Origin of the sequence: Kluyvera sichuanensis (assembly GCF_040930405.1) — a bacterium.
GTDB lineage: Bacteria > Pseudomonadota > Gammaproteobacteria > Enterobacterales > Enterobacteriaceae > Kluyvera > Kluyvera sichuanensis.
Genome location: NZ_CP162271.1, coordinates 4,939,520 through 4,959,457 on the forward strand (window position 1 = coordinate 4,939,520; position 19,938 = coordinate 4,959,457).

At 57.6% G+C, this 19,938-nt stretch carries 20 protein-coding genes and 1 other RNA gene; 11 read left to right on the forward strand and 10 right to left on the reverse strand.

Annotated elements, in window-relative coordinates; translation table 11 throughout:
* Positions 1-89: 89 nt before the first annotated feature.
* The 3 genes from glnK (at position 90) to AB2B48_RS23450 (ending at position 2,366) form a co-directional block, all read left to right on the forward strand.
* Complete coding sequence (glnK, locus tag AB2B48_RS23440) at positions 90-428, forward strand: P-II family nitrogen regulator (protein WP_004858743.1); 339 nt, start codon at positions 90-92, stop codon at positions 426-428.
* Positions 429-461: 33 nt separating this feature from the next.
* Positions 462-1,748 (forward strand): ammonium transporter AmtB, encoded by a 1,287-nt coding sequence (amtB, locus tag AB2B48_RS23445; RefSeq protein ID WP_185667316.1) that lies wholly within the window; start codon positions 462-464, stop codon positions 1,746-1,748.
* Between the two features lie 357 nt (positions 1,749-2,105).
* A complete protein-coding gene (locus AB2B48_RS23450) occupies positions 2,106-2,366 on the forward strand; it encodes a hypothetical protein (protein WP_368300402.1) in 261 nt (86 codons plus the stop codon).
* 54 nt (positions 2,367-2,420) lie between these two features.
* On the opposite strand, the gene tesB is transcribed toward AB2B48_RS23450, so the two are convergent.
* Positions 2,421-3,281, reverse strand: coding sequence for an acyl-CoA thioesterase II (gene tesB, locus AB2B48_RS23455; protein ID WP_185667134.1), 861 nt, complete (start codon positions 3,279-3,281; stop codon positions 2,421-2,423).
* 218 nt (positions 3,282-3,499) lie between these two features.
* On the opposite strand from tesB, the gene AB2B48_RS23460 reads away from it, so the two are divergent.
* Positions 3,500-4,000 (forward strand): YbaY family lipoprotein, encoded by a 501-nt coding sequence (locus AB2B48_RS23460; protein ID WP_185667133.1) that lies wholly within the window; start codon positions 3,500-3,502, stop codon positions 3,998-4,000.
* A 122-nt stretch (positions 4,001-4,122) separates the two neighbouring features.
* On the opposite strand, the gene AB2B48_RS23465 is transcribed toward AB2B48_RS23460, so the two are convergent.
* Positions 4,123-4,434, reverse strand: a complete 312-nt coding sequence (locus AB2B48_RS23465; protein WP_185667132.1) for an MGMT family protein — start codon at positions 4,432-4,434, stop codon at positions 4,123-4,125.
* Between the two features lie 165 nt (positions 4,435-4,599).
* Between AB2B48_RS23465 and ffs the strand changes: the two genes are divergently transcribed.
* The 3 genes from ffs (at position 4,600) to AB2B48_RS23480 (ending at position 5,496) form a co-directional block, all read left to right on the forward strand.
* An RNA gene (gene ffs, locus AB2B48_RS23470) (signal recognition particle sRNA small type) lies at positions 4,600-4,696 on the forward strand.
* Between the two features lie 339 nt (positions 4,697-5,035).
* Positions 5,036-5,284 (forward strand): hypothetical protein, encoded by a 249-nt coding sequence (locus AB2B48_RS23475; RefSeq protein ID WP_185667131.1) that lies wholly within the window; start codon positions 5,036-5,038, stop codon positions 5,282-5,284.
* A complete protein-coding gene (locus AB2B48_RS23480) occupies positions 5,281-5,496 on the forward strand; it encodes a hypothetical protein (RefSeq protein WP_035895186.1) in 216 nt (71 codons plus the stop codon). Before AB2B48_RS23475 ends, AB2B48_RS23480 begins: the two co-directional genes overlap by 4 nt.
* Before the next feature lie 88 nt (positions 5,497-5,584).
* On the opposite strand, the gene AB2B48_RS23485 is transcribed toward AB2B48_RS23480, so the two are convergent.
* Positions 5,585-7,009: a PLP-dependent aminotransferase family protein gene (locus tag AB2B48_RS23485; protein ID WP_368300403.1), complete on the reverse strand. Its 1,425-nt coding sequence runs from the start codon at positions 7,007-7,009 to the stop codon at positions 5,585-5,587.
* Positions 7,010-7,098: 89 nt separating this feature from the next.
* Between AB2B48_RS23485 and AB2B48_RS23490 the strand changes: the two genes are divergently transcribed.
* From AB2B48_RS23490 to AB2B48_RS23500, 3 genes are all read left to right on the forward strand, one after another.
* Positions 7,099-7,713 (forward strand): YczE/YyaS/YitT family protein, encoded by a 615-nt coding sequence (locus AB2B48_RS23490; RefSeq protein ID WP_368300404.1) that lies wholly within the window; start codon positions 7,099-7,101, stop codon positions 7,711-7,713.
* Between the two features lie 75 nt (positions 7,714-7,788).
* Positions 7,789-8,868, forward strand: coding sequence for a LacI family DNA-binding transcriptional regulator (locus AB2B48_RS23495; RefSeq protein WP_368300405.1), 1,080 nt, complete (start codon positions 7,789-7,791; stop codon positions 8,866-8,868).
* 93 nt (positions 8,869-8,961) lie between these two features.
* The gene (locus tag AB2B48_RS23500; RefSeq protein WP_368300406.1) at positions 8,962-12,045 is read left to right on the forward strand and encodes a beta-galactosidase; all 3,084 of its coding nucleotides are present in this window, start codon (positions 8,962-8,964) and stop codon (positions 12,043-12,045) included.
* A 15-nt stretch (positions 12,046-12,060) separates the two neighbouring features.
* Here AB2B48_RS23500 and AB2B48_RS23505 read toward each other — a convergent pair whose 3' ends face one another.
* Complete coding sequence (locus tag AB2B48_RS23505; protein WP_368300407.1) at positions 12,061-12,900, reverse strand: nickel/cobalt efflux protein RcnA; 840 nt, start codon at positions 12,898-12,900, stop codon at positions 12,061-12,063.
* A gap of 135 nt (positions 12,901-13,035) precedes the next feature.
* On the opposite strand from AB2B48_RS23505, the gene AB2B48_RS23510 reads away from it, so the two are divergent.
* A complete protein-coding gene (locus AB2B48_RS23510; protein WP_185667125.1) occupies positions 13,036-13,308 on the forward strand; it encodes a metal-sensing transcriptional repressor in 273 nt (90 codons plus the stop codon).
* Here AB2B48_RS23510 and AB2B48_RS23515 read toward each other — a convergent pair.
* From AB2B48_RS23515 to AB2B48_RS23540, 6 genes are all read right to left on the reverse strand, one after another.
* Positions 13,289-14,866, reverse strand: a complete 1,578-nt coding sequence (locus AB2B48_RS23515) for an EAL domain-containing protein (protein WP_368300408.1) — start codon at positions 14,864-14,866, stop codon at positions 13,289-13,291. The two genes, AB2B48_RS23510 and AB2B48_RS23515, sit on opposite strands and share 20 nt — an antisense overlap.
* 95 nt (positions 14,867-14,961) lie before the next feature.
* Entirely contained in the window at positions 14,962-15,621 is a 660-nt protein-coding gene (locus tag AB2B48_RS23520) for a methionine ABC transporter permease (RefSeq protein WP_368302000.1), read from the reverse strand.
* A complete protein-coding gene (locus AB2B48_RS23525; RefSeq protein WP_368300409.1) occupies positions 15,618-16,409 on the reverse strand; it encodes a methionine ABC transporter ATP-binding protein in 792 nt (263 codons plus the stop codon). The genes AB2B48_RS23520 and AB2B48_RS23525 overlap by 4 nt, the downstream gene beginning before the upstream one ends.
* Positions 16,406-17,212, reverse strand: coding sequence for a MetQ/NlpA family ABC transporter substrate-binding protein (locus AB2B48_RS23530; protein WP_368300410.1), 807 nt, complete (start codon positions 17,210-17,212; stop codon positions 16,406-16,408). The genes AB2B48_RS23525 and AB2B48_RS23530 overlap by 4 nt, the downstream gene beginning before the upstream one ends.
* 25 nt (positions 17,213-17,237) lie before the next feature.
* Positions 17,238-18,269 carry an isopenicillin N synthase family dioxygenase gene (locus AB2B48_RS23535; RefSeq protein WP_368300411.1) on the reverse strand — a complete coding sequence of 344 codons (1,032 nt, stop codon included), beginning with the start codon at positions 18,267-18,269 and terminating at the stop codon, positions 17,238-17,240.
* 231 nt (positions 18,270-18,500) lie between these two features.
* Positions 18,501-19,610 carry an ABC transporter ATP-binding protein gene (locus AB2B48_RS23540; protein ID WP_368300412.1) on the reverse strand — a complete coding sequence of 370 codons (1,110 nt, stop codon included), beginning with the start codon at positions 19,608-19,610 and terminating at the stop codon, positions 18,501-18,503.
* Between the last annotated feature and the right edge of the window lie 328 nt (positions 19,611-19,938).

Below are 19,938 nucleotides of genomic sequence, written 5' to 3' on the forward strand. Positions count from 1 at the left end.
AGAGCAGGGTGGTTTTCATTTCTGGCATGACCCTTGCTTTACCTCTTACGTGTTCGTAGCCATTACCGAATTCTGACTGGAGGGGATCTATGAAGCTGGTTACCGTGGTAATTAAACCATTCAAACTCGAAGACGTTCGCGAAGCGCTGTCTTCCATTGGCATTCAGGGCTTAACGGTGACGGAAGTGAAAGGCTTCGGTCGTCAGAAAGGTCATGCAGAGCTTTATCGCGGCGCGGAATACAGCGTCAACTTCCTGCCGAAAGTAAAAATTGATGTGGCTATCGCCGACGATCAGCTTGATGAGGTTGTCGATGTGATTAGCAAAGCCGCTTACACCGGAAAAATTGGCGACGGTAAGATTTTTGTCGCCGAACTGCAGCGCGTAATCCGTATTCGTACCGGCGAAGCCGACGAAGCGGCGCTGTAATTCCCAGCCAGCACAGTGATAGGGATCGAGATGATGAAAAAAACAATGGTAAAAACGGGGTTGAGCGCACTGGCGCTGCTGCCGGGTCTGGCGATGGCGGCACCGGCGGTGGTCGATAAAGCCGATAACGCCTTTATGATGCTGTGTACCGCACTGGTGCTGTTTATGACCATCCCGGGGATTGCGCTGTTTTACGGCGGCCTGATCCGCGGCAAGAACGTGCTCTCCATGCTGACCCAGGTCGCGGTGACCTTTGCGGTAGTCTGCGTACTGTGGGTGGTTTACGGCTACTCTCTGGCCTTCGGCACCGGCGGCAGCTTCTTCGGCAGCTTCGACTGGGTGATGCTGAAAAATATCAAGATTACTGATCTGATGGGCTCGTTCTATCAGTACATCCACGTGGCATTCCAGGGCTCCTTTGCCTGTATCACCGTGGGCCTGATCGTTGGCGCGCTGGCGGAGCGTATTCGCTTCTCCGCAGTGCTGATTTTCGTGGTGATTTGGCTGACCCTCTCCTACGTGCCGATTGCGCACATGGTCTGGGGCGGCGGTCTGCTGGCGAGCCACGGTGCGCTCGACTTTGCGGGCGGTACAGTGGTGCACATTAACGCCGCGGTGGCAGGCCTGGTGGGTGCTTACCTGATTGGCAAACGCGTGGGCTTTGGCAAAGAAGCGTTCAAACCGCACAACCTGCCGATGGTGTTTATCGGTACCGCGATCCTCTACTTTGGCTGGTTTGGCTTCAACGCCGGTTCCGCCAGTGCGGCGAACGAAATTGCCGGTCTGGCCTTCGTGAACACCGTGGTAGCAACCGCTGCGGCGATCCTTGGCTGGGTATTCGGTGAGTGGGCGCTGCGCGGTAAGCCTTCTCTGCTGGGCGCGTGCTCTGGTGCGATTGCGGGTCTGGTCGGTATCACCCCAGCCTGTGGCTATATCGGGGTCGGCGGTGCGTTGATTCTGGGTATCGTGGTCGGTCTGGCGGGTCTGTGGGGCGTGACCTCTCTGAAACGCTGGCTGCGCGTGGATGACCCATGTGACGTGTTCGGTGTTCACGGCGTGTGCGGCATCATCGGCTGTATCCTGACCGGTATCTTTGCTTCTACGGCGCTGGGCGGCGTGGGTTATGCGGAAGGCGTGACCATGAGCCATCAGGTGCTGGTGCAGCTTGAAAGTATCGCCATCACCATCGTCTGGTCCGGCATCGTAGCCTTCATCGGCTATAAAGTGGCAGATTTAACCGTCGGTCTGCGCGTACCGGAAGACCAGGAGCGCGAAGGTCTGGACGTGAACAGCCACGGCGAGAATGCCTACAACGCTTGATATCGGCAACCCGGGTGAGGCGTTTACGCCGACCCCGGGGAATGCTTCAGACGTTGAAAAACAAAAGATTTATTTTGACCGTTATTTAACCCGCCCTGGTGCGGGTTTCTTGTTTATACGGTTGTGCCATTGATTTTTGTGATCGTTATCACAATGGTTGCTGGTATGGTGTCTGTAAAACCTTACGAACCGTAAGTAATTACATACGTTTGCGTAAAAGTCTTTTACTTTAAACGGCTTTTTATCTTTTACGCTGGGGAGTATTCTTCCACCCCGCCGATGTGATCGGCAAAGATTTGCGGGCAAAGCCAGCTTTACCCGCGCCAGGATGGCACAACAATTCAAGGAACGTTTCAAATGCATAGCAGCACATTATTTATCGATGGTCACAAAGCCCGCGTTAAATACGACCCCATTATTGAAATGTTTCGCGGTGAGTTTTTGAACACCGATCGCAGGGCAACGTTTATCGCCGGAGACGCGAAAGAGTTGAACATTGCCGCCCGCGACGCGTTCGATTGCTACTGCAATAACTGCCGCGCAACCGGCGTTAAGCCGTTCGATAAGAAAAAACGCCTGCCTGGAATTAGCTCCCTGCTGAGCCGTATCATCCATTAATTACCCAGCTGCAACTGTACGCCCGCGCGATATCGCGGGCGTGGTTGATATCACCTAGTTGCGGTTACGCATAACCCCTTCCTGCACTGTCGACGCCACCAGAATACCATCCTGAGTGTAAAACTCGCCGCGTACAAAACCGCGGGCGCTGGAGGCGGAGGTGCTCTCGACGCTGTACAGCAGCCATTCGTTCATATCGAACGGGCGGTGGAACCACATTGAGTGGTCGATGGTCGCAACCTGCATACCGGGTTCGAGGAAGCCCACGCCGTGTGGCTGCAGGGCAACCGGCAGGAAGTTGAAATCAGAGGCATAACCGAGCAGGTACTGATGAATATGCAGTGAATCCGGTACGGTGCCGTTGGCGCGCATCCACACCTGACGGCGAGGCTCAGCCACGTGTCCTTTCAGCGGGTTGTGGAACTCCACCGGACGAATCTCCAGCGGCTTATCGCAAAGAAACTTCTCTTTGGCCTGTGGCGGCAGCAGGTGTGCCAGCGAGCGGGCGATGTCGGTTTCCGACGGCAGGCCGTCCGGTGACGGCGCGGCGGGCATGGTTTTTTGATGCTCGTAGCCGGATTCCGGGCCCTGGAAGGAGGCGGTCATATAGAAAATCGGTTTCCCGTTCTGGATAGCCGCCACGCGACGCGCGCTGAAACTGTTGCCATCGCGCAGTACTTCAACGTCATAGACGATAGGCTTCTGGCTGTCGCCCGGGCGCAGGAAGTAGCTGTGGAAGGAGTGCACCAGACGGTCGGCAGGGACGGTCTCTTTTGCCGCATACAGCGCCTGGCCGACAACCTGGCCGCCAAAGACCTGACGCAGCCCCAGATCTTCACTCTGGCCACGGAACAGTCCTTCTTCAATTCTTTCCAGATTTAATAATGTCAGCAGATTAGAAAGCGCTTGGCTCATTGATACCCTCTACAATTTTACGGTCGCAACATCAGGTGAATGCTCTCATTATAACGTAGTTTCGCGAGTGGTCCGATGGGTTCAATTGTCTGAATAATGGGGTGTTTGCAGGTAATCATGTGAATTATATGCCACACTAAAGCGGTTACGTTTGTTAATGCATTGTCACTCAAATGAGAAAACAGCCTCAGAATGGGTGAGCAATAAGGAGAATGCTAATGAAACTCGTGCCGATCTTAAGCGGTTTGGCGATTGCACTGGCCCTGGCGGGCTGTGCGAAGACGCACCAGCAAAGTCAGAATCAGACACCTGCGCCAGAAGCAGCAGCGGCCACTCAGGCCGTGTCGGGACCGAATGTCTCCGGTAACGTGTGGATCCGCCAGAAAGTGGCGCTGCCGCCGGATGCCGTACTGACCGTAACGCTGTCCGACGCGTCGTTGGCCGATGCACCATCGAAAGTGCTGTCGCAGAAAGTGACGCGTACCGAAGGGAAACAGGCGCCGTTTAGCTTTGCCCTGCCGTACAACCCGGCAGATATTCAGCCGAACGCCCGTATCCTGCTGAGCGCGGCGGTGACCATTAACGATAAACTGGTCTTTATTACTGATACCGTGCAGGAAGTGATTAACCACGGCGGCACTAAAGCTGACCTGACGCTGGTTCCCGTGCAGCAAACGCCGGTGCCGGTTCAGGATACCTCGCCGGTTCAGGTTCCATAAACGCGAATGCCCTCTACGTGAGGGCATTTTTTTGCCGTGAATTCAGGGTAGCCCAGGCGACGCGCTTTAGCGCTGGCCCCGGGATTTTCCCGGCGTCGTTTTGCTCGGCCGGGCTACAGTTGCTAGTAGTTCCAGCGATACTTCTGCATATCAATCTGCCCGCTGCCCGACACCTGCACCCCTTCAGAAAGCAATGCCTGGCGTTGACGCTGGAGATCCGGGCCGGTCAGGGATATCACGCCGTGCCGATTCACCACCCGATGCCACGGCAGCGTGGAACCCTCCGGCAGGCGTTTCAATACGCCGCCGACCTGACGCGCAGCGCGCGGAGAGCCAGCCAGCCGGGCAATATCGCCGTAGGTGGTGACGTAGCCTTCCGGGATGGAAGCGATGATTTGCCAAACGCGCTGAGGGAAAGAGCCAAAATCGTCCATAGTGAGTTCCTTAAAGCAGAACCTTCAGCATAATCAGCCTGATGCCCCCTGTGAAGGGTGGATTGCGCAAGAATCCAGCAGGCAGTAGCGGATAGCTTGCAATTGCCCGTCTCAGCAGTGATAATGCGCCAGCGCGTTGGATAACAACGCTCTCAATGGGGGCCCTGTTGGTTCTCCCGCAACGCTACTCTGTTCACCAGGTCAGGTCCGGAAGGAAGCAGCCAGGGCAGATGACGCGTGTGCCGGGATGTAGCTGGCAGGGCCCCCACCCATTTCTACCGCCGTAAAATTCCCTCTCGCTAAGACCAATCTAATCCCTGTATTAATTGTGGCTATTTGTCGTCAACAACCTTTTGTATTCAAATAACATTCATCCATTTGTAATATTACTGTCATTTATGTGTCATAAATTGCCTTTAGATTAACATTGGGTATTTATATTACCCTTTATGTTATAAATATATTTCTGGAATGTGCTGTTGGTTTCATGTATTAGTTATTACAGAAATAATACAGAAACCATTTTTGCCGCGTCGCTTTGCGAGTTTTGTTAACACAAACTCGCCTACGAGACGGCGCGTCTTTACGGGAAGGGGTTTATATGACAGTCGCAGTGCTTAACGTAAAAATTGATGAAGCGGTAAAAGAGAGACTTCGCCACTTTGCTGAAGTCCACGGCCTGACTTTAGGCGCTGCGGCAGAAAAGCTGCTGCTGCTGGGGTTTGTAGCAGAAGAAGAGGCGGGCGTGTGTGAAGATGACATCGACAGCCAGCATACGGAAGAAGATGTTGCTCCATTCACACCTAAAGAAATCAAAGCATTACGTAAAATCCTGAAGAAGAGAAAATGAAACAGCAAACGTCGATAGCGTGTAACTATAGCGAAGCCTGCGACCTGTTACGTTCAGGCTACGTGAAGCATGTTCTTCTCAACTGGAATGTAGGCAGCGATGAGTTCTTTCGTATTGCCTCTGACTGGTGCGATACCGGTGCTAAGATTAAAAAAGAGGGGGAATCTTTCGTTATTTCCCTGAAAGGCTTTCCGATCCCTCCACAGCACTAATATATTCTTTAGCCGTACTTTATTACGTTAAAGAATATAATGTTTCAGGCCGGTTATGTTATTGGGGGCGTTCTCCCCTTGCGCGCGGTTAAATTATTTTCCGCACTTTGTTTGCGCCATGCTGGCCTGCTAACGTTGCCCAAATCGGCTGTAATGTCGAAAAGGCGCGACGCAGGGTTTCATCGTCCAGTGTAAACGGAATGCGTAAGTTGCGCTCTCCGCTGCCCGCTAGACCAAATCGTGTTCCCACGCCAAGATGAATCGCGCTGGCTTCCGCTCGCGCAGCAAACCGCGTTGCCATCATCTCCGGCAGTTCAACCCAGAACGACAGTCCTCCCTCCGGCAGCACAAATTTCCACTGCGGAAAGTATTCATGCATTAACGCCGCGCACATATCCCGCCGCGCCGTCAGCAGTCGACGCCGTTCGGGTAGCAACTGATGCTCATTGTCCAGTAGCCAGCAGGTGGCCAGTTGTTCCAGCAGCGGCGAACCTAAATCAAGGGTATCGCGGGTCTGAACCAGTGCCGCAATGGTGCGCGATGAAGCGCGGATCCAACCCAGGCGCAGCCCACCCCAGAAGCTTTTCCCGGTTGAACCCACGGTGATGATCGGCGCATCGCGATTAAACGCGGCCAGCGGCGGCGGCGGCGGGGCGTTGTACCACAAATCCACCATCGTTTCGTCGACGACCAGCGTCGTGCAGGTTCGTGCCGCCAGGTCCGCTACTATCTGCCGGGTGGTGCTGTCCATGCACTGGCCGGTAGGGTTTTGAAAATCGGGCATCAGATACGCCAGCCGCGGTGCGGTCTGGGCGATAACCGCTGCCAGGCCGTCGGTGTCCCAGCCTTTATCGGGCAATGGCAGCGCCACCGGGCGGCAGGATGCGCCCTCAATAGCAGAAATCGCCAGTGGATAAGTCGGTGTTTCAACCACCACCCGGTCGCCCGGCCCGGTGAGGTTGCGCAGAATCAGCGCCAGCCCGCTAACCGCGCCGTTTACCAGCATAATCTCGTCGGCCCGTGTTGGCAGCCCGCGCGCGCTATAGCGCTGGGCGATGGCTTCACGCAGGGCGGGGAGTCCCTGCTGATCGTAGCCGGTATTGCTGAGGTAGCCGGGCAGCACCGCCAGCGCGTGGCAGTAAGCCTGGTGGATTTCCGCACCGGCCGCCAGCGCGGCGGTAGACATATCCAGCGTCGGCGAGGTCGGCATACGCGGCACGCGCTGGTAGCCTTCGGCGCTGAGTGTGACCGTCGAGCCGCTACCCTGCTTGCTCTGCACATAGCCTTCGTCGCGCAGTTGGGCCAGCGCGCTGGCGATGGTGGTGCGGCTGACCCCTAACGCACTGGCAAACTCCCGTTCTCCTGGCAGACGCGTGCCGAGCGGCAGGCGGCCATCGAGAATCAGCAGCCGCAGTGCATCGGTGAGCTGTCGCCACAGCGGCGTCGGGGAGGGGCCGTCCTGCCAGTGGCCCAGCAGGCGAACTAACGATTGGGTGGCGGAGCGTCGAATCATGGGAGCAGTCCACTTTTTAAAAACTGGTCATTAATCATAATGCCATTTTTACTGATGATGGAAGCCTCATTCTACAGGCCGAGGTCTCTATGCTACGCCGACTGATTCAGCTCTACATTGGGTTAATACTCTACGGAGTTTCGACCGCCGTCTATGTTCGTGCCAATCTCGGGGCTGACCCGTGGAACGTGTTCCACCTTGGCGTATCCGGGTTAACCTCCCTCGATATTGGGATGGTGATGATCCTCACCGGCGCAGCCGTACTGCTGTTATGGATTCCACTGCGTCAGCGTCCGGGACTCGGCACCATCAGCAACGTTATCGTGCTGGGACTGGCGGCCGATGCCACGCTCTCGCTGATGCCGCCGCTGGAATCGCTCTGGCTTCGCGCTGTGTTGCTGCTGTTGGCGGTAGTGCTGAATGGGATGGCGACCGGTATGTATATCGGTGCCGGTTTTGGCGCCGGGCCGCGCGATGGCCTGATGACCGGCATTCACGCCCGTACCGGTTGGCCAATTCGCCGTATTCGTACCACTATCGAACTGTCGGTGCTGGTTATCGGTATGCTGCTGGGTGGCACCTTCGGCGTGGGCACCGTGCTGTATGCGCTGGCGATTGGCCCGTTGATTCAGATTTTCCTGCCGTGGTTCCAGTTGCCTTGTGTGGCGCAGCGTCGCACGACTGCGGTGGAGCAAGTTTCCTGATTTTACGAAGCGCTCACAGCATGGTGTTCGTTTTCCGGTTACACTGCACCTGGTACGCCAGTTAAACGGAAAAGTATGAAAACAATCACGCTGTATGATGTAGCCCGCGTCGCCGGTGTCTCCTACCAGACCGTGTCGCGGGTGATAAACCAGGCCGCGCACGTGTCGCCGCGCACGCGGGAAAAGGTACAGGCCGCGATGCAGGAACTGCACTATGTTCCCAATCGCGGCGCGCAGCAGTTGGCCGGAAAGGCCACGCGCGCGCTGGGCTTGCTGACCACTGACCTGGCGCTGCACGCGCCTTCGCAAATCGCCTCGGCGGTGAAACGCCGTGCCGGAGAAGTGGGCTTTTCCGTGCTGATTTCGATGGTGGAAAGCCACGACCGGGAAGCCTGCTTCAATGCCTTGCAGGAGCTTCAGGCGCAGCGTGTGGAAGGGCTGCTGGTGAATGTGCCGCTGGAGCGTGAGGATGCGCAAGCGCTGGCCGCCGCTTCGCCGGTGCCGATACTGTTTCTCGACGTGGGGCGTGATGCCGAGGTGAATAGCCTCGTGTTTGACGCCGAGCAGGGCGCTCGCCTTGGCGTTGAACATCTGCTCGCGCTGGGGCATCGACAGATTGCGCTGTTGGCAGGCCCGCAAAGCTCTGTCTCCGCCCGTGCCCGACTCGCGGGCTGGCAGCATGCCTTACAACAGGCAGCGGTACAGCCGGTTTCCGTGGCCTATGGCGACTGGAGCGCGGCCTCTGGCTATGAAAAAGCGCACCTTTTACTGAGTGAAAAACCCTACCCTGATGCACTGCTGGTGGCCAACGATCAGATGGCATTGGGCGCGCTGCGCGCCTGCGCAGAGAAAGGCATTCGCGTGCCGGGTCAGCTATCGGTAGTGGGTTATGACGATACCACCGACAGCGCCTGGTTTACGCCGCCGCTGACCACCATCCGCCAGCGCTTTAAAGAGGCCGGACGAATGAGCGTGGATTGGCTTATTGCGCAGGAGGGCAGAGTACCGGCACAGAGCCAGACTTGCCTGGAGGTTGAGCTGATTGCCCGCAGTTCCAGTGCCGAACGGCAACCGGAGAGTCTTCAGGATGACGATCTGGCGCATTGCTTGCAGGAGCTAGCGACCCGGATAGCCAGACGATCGCGCGAATTGTGATCTGACTCGCTTACTCTCGATCCGATCCTTTACCTCGTGGTGAGATCCGTGCACTCTCATTAAAAATTGTGAGCGCTTCGCAACGAGGTTTCCATGCCGCATTCTTCTCTGACGCTGTCTGCTTTACTCTCCCGCCGTGACTGGGAAAATCCCCAGCTTACCCAGTGGCACCGACTGCCCGCCCACGCGCCGTTTAACAGTTGGCGTGAAGCGAGCGCAGCGCGGCTGGATAGCGCATCGGCCTCGCGCCTGTCGTTAAACGGTAACTGGCGCTTCAACTTCTTTTCTGCCCCCGAAGCCGTACCGGAGGGGTGGGTTGAGCAGGATCTTCACGATGCAGTCGCCATGGCGGTGCCGTCTAACTGGCAAATGCACGGTTTTGATACGCCTATCTACACCAACGTGACGTATCCGATTCCGGTGACGCCGCCACAGGTGCCCGTAGAGAACCCGACGGGCTGCTACTCGTACACCTTTACCGTAGAAGATGAATGGCTGACGCAGGGACAAACGCGGATTATTTTTGACGGCGTAAACTCGGCGTTTCATCTGTGGTGCAATGGTCAATGGGTGGGTTACTCCCAGGATAGCCGCCTGCCCGCCGAGTTTGACCTGAGTGCGGTGCTGAAACCTGGCGAGAACCGACTGGCGGTGATGGTGCTGCGCTGGTGCGATGGCAGCTACCTGGAAGATCAGGATATGTGGCGCATGAGCGGTATTTTCCGCGATGTGACGCTGCTGCATAAACCGGCAACCCGCATTGCCGACTATCAGTTTACGCCTCGGCTGTCTGAGCGCTTTACCTTCGGTGAACTGGATATTCAGGTGACCGTCGAAGGTTCTGCCGCTGCCGCAACCGACGTGGAAGCCGTGCTGTGGTGGGGTGACAACGCCGTTGCCAGCCTGCAACAGGCCGTGGGCATTCCGTTTGTGGATGAACGCGGCGGCTGGGCAGAGCGCCTGAAGGTGACGCTGCCGCTGGAGCAGCCCGCGTTATGGAGCGCCGAAACGCCAAACCTTTATCGGCTGGTGCTCACGCTGCGTGATGCCGACGGTAAGCCGCTGGAGTCGGAAGCCTGCGATGTTGGTTTCCGTCAGGTGGCGATAGAGGGCGGGTTGCTGAAGCTGAACGGTAAACCGCTGCTGATCCGCGGCGTTAACCGCCATGAACATCACCCGGAAACCGGGCAGGCGGTGGATGAAGCCACCATGCGCCGCGATATTGAGCTGATGAAGCAGCACAACTTTAACGCCGTTCGCTGCTCCCACTATCCGAACCATCCGCTGTGGTACCGCCTGTGCGACCACTACGGGCTGTACGTAGTGGATGAAGCCAATATTGAAACCCATGGCATGGTGCCGATGAGTCGCCTGGCGGACGACCCGCGCTGGCTACCGGCGATGAGCGAACGCGTGACCCGAATGGTTGCGCGTGACCGCAACCATCCCTCCATTATCATCTGGTCGCTCGGCAACGAATCCGGGCACGGCGCGAACCATGACGCACTCTACCGCTGGATAAAAACCGCCGATCCGTCACGCCCGGTGCAGTATGAGGGCGGCGGCGCGAATACGGCGGCGACGGATATCGTCTGCCCGATGTACGCTCGCGTCGATGCCGATCAGCCGCACCCGACGGTGCCGAAGTGGAGCATCAAAAAGTGGATTGCGCTGCCGGAAGAGACGCGTCCGCTGATCCTCTGCGAGTACGCCCACGCGATGGGCAACAGCTTTGGCGGTTTTGCGAAATACTGGCAGGCGTTTCGCGACAACCCACGCCTGCAGGGCGGCTTTGTCTGGGACTGGGTTGACCAGGCGTTAAGCAAAACCAATGAACAGGGCGAGCGCTTTTGGGCCTACGGCGGCGATTTTGGCGATACGCCAAACGATCGTCAGTTCTGTATGAATGGCCTGGTATTCCCGGATCGTACGCCGCATCCGGCGCTGTTTGAGGCGCAAAGGGCGCAGCAGTTCTTCCAGTTCAGGCTGGTGGGGCGCGCGCCGCTGGAAATAGAAGTGAGCAGTGAATTCCTGTTCCGTCGCACGGATAACGAGCGTCTGCGCTGGTCGATTACCGTTGATGGCAAAACGCTGACGCAGGGCGAGGAAGCGCTTGATATCGCTCCGCAGGGGCAGCAACGAATCGTGCTGCCGTTCACCGATAGCGCCGCGCTCAGCGAAAATAGCTGGCTTAACGTTGAGGTATATCAGCCGCAGGCGACCGGGTGGTCGGCGGCTAACCATCTGTGCGCCTGGGAGCAGTGGCCGTTGCCGACCGCGCTGTCGCTGCCGGTACGGCAAGAGACAGGCACCGCCCCGCAGCTGCACGTTGAGGCGCAGGCGTTTGTTATCACTCACGGCAGTCAGCGTTGGCAGTTTAGCCGTGAAAGTGGCGATTTGACGCAGTGGTGGCGCAACGACAAACCGGAGCTGCTGTCGCCGCTGCGCGATAATTTCACCCGCGCGCCGCTGGATAACGATATCGGCGTGAGTGAAGTGACCCGCATCGACCCGAACGCCTGGGTAGAGCGCTGGAAGGCGGCGGGGATGTATGCCATGACGCCGCGGTTGTTACAGTGCCGGGCAGCGTCGCAGGAACAAGGGGTTGAGGTCGAGACGCAGCAGAGCTGGGAATATCAGGGGAAAATTCTGTTTATCAGCCACAAACGCTGGCGCATTGACGATTACGGCGTGCTGCATGGCGATGTGACGGTGCAGGTGGCGGAAGATATTCCGCACCCGGCGAGAATTGGTCTGCATTGCCAGCTGGCCGCCGTGGAAGAACAGGTGAGCTGGCTGGGGTTGGGGCCGCATGAAAACTATCCAGACCGCCGTCTGGCGGCGCGCCAGGGATGGTGGACTCTGCCGCTGTCGGCGCTGCATACGCCGTATATCTACCCGACGGAAAATGGGCTGCGCTGCGACACCCGACAGCTGGAATATGGCGCGCACTGCTGGCGCGGGGAGTTCCACTTTGGCCTCAGCCGCTACAGCCAGCGTCAGTTGCATGAAACCACCCATCACCATCTGTTGCACGAGGAGCCGGGCTGCTGGCTGAACCTCGATGCCTTCCATATGGGCGTGGGCGGCGATGACTCCTGGAGCCCGAGCGTGGGGCCAGAGTTTTTACTGCCTGCCCGCCGGGTTCGCTACCAGTTTAGCTGGCAGCTAGCCTAAGCTCTGCACACGGCATCAGATCAGTGCGCTGATGCCGTGTCCCATCATGTAAAGCCCCACCAGAATAATCAGCGCGCCGGAGAACCACGGCGCTTTTCGCGATAGCTCCCCAAACCCGCTCCAGCGTTTGCTCACATGCTTCAGGCCAATGGCGGCAATGGCCCCGGAGGCGACCAGCGTGAGCGCCAGCCCGACGCTAAAGCTCAGCACCAGCGTAGCCCCCAGCGCCACATGTTTAAGCTGCAGGCAGATAAGCAGAATGGTAATCGAGGCCGGGCAGGGGATGAGCCCGCCGGTCAGGCCGAACACCACAATTTGCCCGGTGGTGACTTCCTGGCCTTTGAAGCGGCGGTTGATCTCTTCGGCGTGGGCGCGCTGGTGGGCATCCTGCCAGTCGGCCTCCACCAGATCGTGGTGGCGATCGTGGTTATGATGATGCTCATGCTCATGTTCATGTTCATGTTCATGATCGTGGTGGTGATCATGGTCGTGATGATGATGATCGTGCGCTCCGCGCGACTCACGCCAGGTGCGCCATAGCATCCACAGCGCGATAACAATAATGATTACCCCGGAAAGCAGCTGAAACCACGGCTCGGCGGTTTGTGCATCCCAGCCGCGGCCAAACCACATCCCGGCCATGGCGATCACCCACACCACCACGGTGTGCGACAGCGTCGCCGCCAGCCCCAGCAATATCGCCTGTTTTAGCGTACCGCGGATCGCCACGATAAACGCCGCCATCATGGTTTTGGAATGGCCAGGCTCCAGGCCGTGCAGCGCCCCAAGCAGAATGGCGCCGGGGATAAAGAACCAGGCATTGCCCTGTTGTAAGAGTGTCGTGAAGTCGTTCATCGCGAAGGATCCTTGCAAAAAAGTGAAATCACTATACTCCCACCCAGTATTGTAATACTACCCCCTAGTATAAAAATGCGCAGTCAGAGCCGCGCGTGGTATGCTTGCGCAGGAGTTAAGAACAGGATCCCGGCCATGTCACATACCGTTCGTCACAAGAAGATGTTATTGACGCGTCTGAAGAAAATTCAGGGGCAGAGCGTTGCGCTTGAGAAAATGCTCAATCGCGAGCACGAGTGTGCGGAGGTGCTACAGCAGCTGGCGGCGATTCGCGGCGCAGTCAACGGCATGATGCTGCAGGTGATTCAGGGCCATCTGACCGATCACGTGGTCAAAGAGCCCGAAGAGGGTCAGCGCGAAGCTGACCTCGAGGTGGTGATGCAGGTGATTAAGTCCTATCTGAAGTAGCGTGCGCCCGCAGGTTGCTTTCCGCCCAGAGAATAAACGCCTCTTTCGGCAGGGCCTTGCTGTAAAGCCAGCCCTGTCCAAACTGCACGCCGTGCTCGCGCAGCCACTTCTCCTGGCAGGGACTCTCAATCCCTTCCGCCACTACGTTCAGCTGCAGGGTTTTTGCCATTTCAATGATGTATGGCGTTACCTGCGCGTACTCCAGCGCATCAACGAAGGATTTATCGAGTTTTAAGGTATCGACCTCAAGGTCCTGCAGGTAGCGCAGGCTGGAGTAGCCGGTGCCGAAGTCGTCGATATAGATGGCGTGCCCGGCTTTACGGTAAGCGGTCATCGCCGGCAGCGTGGTTTTCGGGTCAGCAAAGCCGCGCTCGGTTAATTCAAGGGCTATTTGCTGCGGCTGCACGTGCCAGATGCGCATCTGCTGGTGCAACAGCGTTTGCAGTACGACAGAGTGGAAATCGGCGACGGAGAGGTTGATGGAGACATGCTGATCCGGATGCAGGCTGAGCCATTTCCCGAGATCGCGGAAAACGGATTTCACCACGTTTTCCGTCAGGTTGGTGATGAGCCCGGTCTGTTCGGCAAGTGGAATAAAAATCTCTGGCGACAGGTAGCTGCCGTCCGGCTGCTTCCAGCGTGCCAGCGCTTCACATCCCACCACTTTGCCATCGGTAAGCGACACGATGGGCTGGTAGTAGACGGTAATCGCGGCATTGTTCAGCGCATCAAGCATACGCTGGCGTGGCGACTGCAAACGGCGCAGCACCTGGAAAATCAACCAGCTTGCCAGCAGGCTCATGAGTATACCGACCGGTAACCACAGCATCAGCTGGTGACGCAGGCGTTCTGACAACGGCAGAGTCGAAGACCAGGTCATGATCGACACCTGCAGATCGGGATACTGGCGTACCGTATAAACGATATTGTCTTTGGTCAGCGTTTCCAGATGCTGTAGCTGAATTTGCTGCCAGGCCTGCTGATCCAGCGGCGCGCTGCTGGCGAGCACCCGGCTGTTATGGGTGCTGATAAGCGCCACCTGGGTTTTCGAGTTGCTGAACGGGATAACGTCGATAAACGAGACGGGGTCGATAATCACCATATGGTGATCGGAAGCGAAGGCGGCCATATAGCGACGGATGCCGAGATCGTTGCGTTCGGTGTACCAGGCGCGATAGCCGGATGGGATGATGCGATCCGGCTCCGGGAAGGTGAACGGCTTACCGCTGTTCTCGAGCGAGGAGCACCTGGCTGTCAGCCCATCGAGATAGAGCACTTCCTGAATATAGCGCCACGAGTAGGAGAGACGGCGCATCTCCTGGAGATGCGCAGGGCTGCAGCCCGCATCCTTCAGAGCATCCATCTGCAGTAGTGCCCCTTTGGCCTGGTCCATGACCTGCTCGGTACGTATGAGGACCCGCGACGCGTAGGTTTCCTGCTCGGTGATAAATTGCCGATGCGCTTCCCGCTGGGCAAGCCAGATGCTCAACAGGATAGGCAGGAGAATCGCCATAATCAGCACACCGGTTATCAGACCGATCAGGTGTCGAGTTGTCACTGCCAGTCCTTTTCCGGGGCAAAGTAGTACAAGTATACCCGACATTTCCTACGCTTATTACGCGAATTCTCTTGCTCCATCAGAATTATCTTGAATTAACGGCGGTGTGCTAACGCGCGGACTAACCTGTCACCTCCCATCTGCACGCCCTGCACCATCAGCACCAGAATCAGTACCGTGCCAACCATAATCTGGTCGTTAAACCGCTGATAGCCATAGCGAATGGCTAAATCACCCAGCCCGCCACCGCCGATGACGCCCGCCATCGACGAAAAGCCAATCAGCATGACGATAGTCAGCGTGGTGCCCGCCAGCAGCGCCGGGAGCGCTTCGGGCAGCAGCGCTTTGCTTACCACGTGCCAGGCGTTACCGCCCATCGACAGCACCGCTTCAATGCGCCCGTAGTCCACCTCATCCAGCGCGCTTTCGGTCAGGCGAGCAAAGAAAGGAAACGCCCCGATGGTAATCGGCACAATGGCTGCCGTGCTACCGAGCGTGGTGCCAACCAGCAGACGGGTGAAGGGGATAAGGGCAATCAGCAGCACAATAAACGGCAGCGAGCGCCCGGTGTTGATAATCGCCCCCAGCACCGCATTCAGGCGCGGCATGGGGACAATCCCCTGGCGGCGGGAGAGAAACAGCAGCACGCCCAGCGGCAGGCCGATTAAGACGGTAAACAGGGTGGCGAATCCCACCATGTAAAGCGTATCCAGCGTGCCGCCGACCAGCAGCGGCCATAAATCTTCCCAGCTCATGCGACTATGCATAGGTGTCTCCCTTCAATGCCGTGGCGGGCGAGGAAGCGGCGTTCTTCATCGCCGTCTCCCAGTAAAATGTCCCGCAGGCGTGACCAGGGGGAAGCCAGCAGGTCGGCGATTTTCCCGCTCTCCTGCAATTCCCCACCTTCCAGCAGCGCCGCGTGATCGCAAAGGTTTTTGACCACTTCAAGCTGATGGGTGATCAGCACAATGGTCAGCCCCAGCTGGCGGTTTATCGTCTCCAGTAGCGCCAGTACGCTGGCGGTGGTTTCGGCATCCAGCGCGCTGGTGGCCTCATCGCACAGCAACACATCGGGTTCAGCGGCCAGCGCGCGGGCAATGCCTACGCGCTGCTTTTGCCCACCGGAAAGCTGGGAGGGGAAGGCATTGGCTTTATCGCCAAGCCCGACCAGTGCGAGCAGTTCCGTTACGCGCTGTTGACGCTGCGCTTTCGGGACGCCGGCTATCTCCAGCGGCACGGCAACGTTGTCGGCTACACTTCGGGCGTGCAGCAGATTGAAGTGCTGAAAAATCATGCCGGTGCGCAGACGATGGGCGCGAAGCTGCGCCTTATCGTACTGCACGATATTTTCCCCGTTGAACAGGATGCGGCCCGCGCTGGGCCGCTCCAGTAAGTTCAGACAGCGAATCAGGGTGCTTTTACCCGCGCCGCTCCGCCCAAGAATGCCGTAAATGGCGCCTTTGGGAACGGTAAACGAAACGTCGTTGAGTGCCGGGTGGCCGCTTCCGGCATACTGCTTGCTCAGCCCTTCTATGACGATCATGACTGCGGCGCGCTAACCGGGATCACCGAGCCGTTGTAGTGCTGGTGAATAAATTCCGCCACCTGCGGCGACGTCAGGTCTTTAGCGAGTTGTTTGATGCGCGGATCGTTGGCCAGTTGCGGGGTCGTGACCAGAATATTGGCGTATGGGTTATGCGTGGCGCTCTCCAGCCCCAGCGAATCTTTGGCCGGGTTCAGCCCTGCCTCCAGTGCGTAGTTGCCGTTGATCACCGCCAGGTCGACGTCGTCCAGCGAGCGTGGGATCTGCGGGGATTCCACCTCGAGGATCTTCAGCTTATGCGGGTTTTCGGCGATATCTTTTGGCGTGGCAAGCGTTGTCGCCGGGTCGGTAAACTTCGCCGCCAGCTTAATCAGCCCTTTGCTCTGCAGCAGGAACAGCGCGCGGCTCAGGTTGGTGGTGTTATTCGGCACCGCCACGGTGGCCCCTTCCGGCAGCGATTGCAGATCTTTATGTTTATGCGAATAGATGCCCAGCGGCTCGATATGTACCGTGGCGGCAACGGCAAAGGTTTTGCCCAGCGCTTTTTCCTGATCTTTTAGGTACGGCACGTGCTGAAAGTAGTTGGCATCGACGTCGCCGTTAGCCAGCAGTTCGTTGGCGTTAACGCCGCTGGTCAGTTCGACAATTTTCAGATCCAGCTTCGGATCCTGCTTTTTAATAAAGTTGAGAATTTCTGCGTGCGGCACCGGGTCAGCGGCGATACGCAGCGGCGCGGCAGACGCGCTCCAGGCCAGAGAAAGAGACAGTGCAACCCCTGCCAGTTTGAATGCGGCATGTTTCATGGTGTGTTCCTTGTTTTAATGGTTATCAGGCAATCAGCTGTTCACTGCGCGCGCGCAGTACATCGCGGTAATAGCGTTCCGCCACGTCCGGGTGGGAGCGCAGGCGGCCTTTCAGATAGTTCCAGCCTACGTCGCGCAGCAGTGGGTTCTGCGGGTCGCTTTGCGGGCCGTTGGCTTCTTGCGCCAGTGATTCGGGCAGGGAGTAAACCGGCACTACGGCGTCCAGCTGTGCGCCCAGGAAGAAGGCGATGGAGAGGCGCTGCTTGTTGGCCGGTGGTGAGATCACGCGGTGAACGGTGGCGCGCAGGTAGCCGTTGGTTGCCAGCTCAAGCAGCTCGCCAATATTGACCACAAAGCTGCCGGGCAGCGGTTTGGCGTCAATCCACTGGCCGTCGCTGACTTCCACCTGTAGCCCTTGCTGGTCGTCCTGCAGCAGGAAGCTCAGGAAGCCGGAGTCTTTATGCGCCCCCACGCCCTGGGTGCTGTTTTGCGTCTCCTGCTGGCCGGGATAGCGGATCAGCTTGATATGTTCGTTGGGCTTTTGGCCGTACAGGGTGTCAAACGCCTCGGGCGGTAGCTGCAGCGCCTCAGCAAAGGCGCGCAGCAGCGTCATCGCCATCTCGGTCATTGACCGCTGCCACTGCAGCAGGACCGGGCGTAAGGTGGGCAGCGCCTCAGGCCACAGGTTAGGGCCCTGTAGCTGAAGCCAGCGCGGGTCGTGCTCTCGCAGCGAAACGGCCTGACGTTCGGCGCCGATATCAAACTGTTCCCGCCAGTCCGGCTGGCCGCGCGTCAGTTCGGCTGCGCTGCGGTTGTAGCCGCGAAAGTGCGGGGAGTGGATCATCGCCACCTGCTGTTTTTGTTCGTCGGACAGGGCGAAGAAGCGGCGTGATTCCGACTGCAGAGACTGCTGCAGGGCATCGTTGATACCGTGATCGGTCAGGTAGAAAAAGCCGACGTCGCGGGCGGCGTGGCGAAGCGCTAGCAGAAACTCAGCGCGTTCAGACGGCTGGTGGTAGCGCGCCAGGCTGAGAATAGGCAGGGTGGTCAGACTCATTGAACTCTCCATTTTGCAGATGAATGCCGTAATGTTGGGGTGGTGCAAATGCGGGGTGACAACAACAGCGCTGCATGGGATATCTCCGTCGGGTTGATAACGACAGCCTGCCTGATGGCGAAGGGCGCGACCAATAACGTTATTTTCTAATTTATGACGGAGTGAGGGTCTGAGCTTTTGCGAAAATTAGCTAAAGCGCACGGCGGCAGGCCGTGCGCGGAAGGCTGGGGATTAATGCTGGTTAGGGGCGGCAATATCGGCGCTGATGCGCAGGCCGTTTTCGTCGAAGATCATGCAGTGCTGCGGGTCGAAGGCGAGGTCAATTTGCTGCCACGGGCGAAAATGGACATCCCCCGGCAGCAGGATTTTCACGTTGTCGTGGCCGTAGCACTGACCGAACAGATAGGTGTTGTTGCCAAGACGCTCAACCACTTCACAGTTAAAGGCCAGTACCGTACCGCGGCGGGTATCGGTAGAGAGGTGTTCCGGGCGAATACCCAGGGTCACGGTGGCACCCGGGGTGAGCGGGGCGGTCTCTATCGCCAGGGTCAGCGTATGCTGCTGAGCCAGGTTCACGGTCAAGGAACCTGGCTGCCACTTGGCGACGGTGGCCGGCAGGAAGTTCATTTTCGGTGAGCCGATAAACCCGGCGACGAATTTGTTGATCGGGTTGTAGTAGAGATCCATCGGTGAGCCCATTTGCTCCACCTTACCGTAGTTCATCACCACGATTTTATCGGCCAGCGTCATCGCTTCGACCTGATCGTGGGTAACATACACCATGGTGGTTTTCAGCTCCTGGTGCAGGCGCGCAATGTGCAGGCGCATATCCACGCGCAGTTCGGCATCGAGGTTTGACAGCGGTTCATCGAACATAAAGACGCGCGGATTACGCACAATGGCACGGCCAATAGCCACACGCTGACGCTGGCCGCCGGAAAGCTGCTTTGGCTTGCGGTCCAGCAGGTGCGAAAGCTGCAGCGTTTTGGCCACCATCTCTACCTGTCGGCGGATCTCCTCTTTCGGCACTTTGTTGACCTTCAGGCCGTAGCCCATGTTCTCCGCAACCGTCATATGTGGGTAGAGCGCATACGACTGGAACACCATCGCCACGCCGCGATGGGACGGCGCAACATCGTTCATGACCTCGTCACCAATCAGCACTTCGCCGTCGCTGACCTCTTCCAGCCCGGCAATCATGCGTAGCAGCGTCGACTTACCGCAGCCGGATGGGCCAACAAACACGGCAAACTCGCCGTCTTCAATATCGAGATTGACATTATGCAGCGTGACGGTGCTGCCAAAGCGTTTCGTGACATTCCTCAGTCGGATATTAGACATCGACGTTCCCCGAAGTTATTAACCTTTGCCTGCCGTTGGGATGAGGGCCGCTGAATGTCATTTGTGTAGTACGTATGACAATTTGGCTAAGCGATGCTCAACAGCGTGAAAATCATGATGCGACTATAACTTCCGCTATTTATGCGCCCTATATCGATGTTTCATTTCTGCAATGACGATCACACAACTCGCAGTTGTCAGTGGTTTTATCATCACTCAAAGCGTAGCGTATAACAAAATGTAAGAAACCAGTAGCACGGTGCAAAGCAAGCATTATAAGCGTTAAAACATGCTGTACCTTGTAGTTAAAAACGATAAATTGTTACAC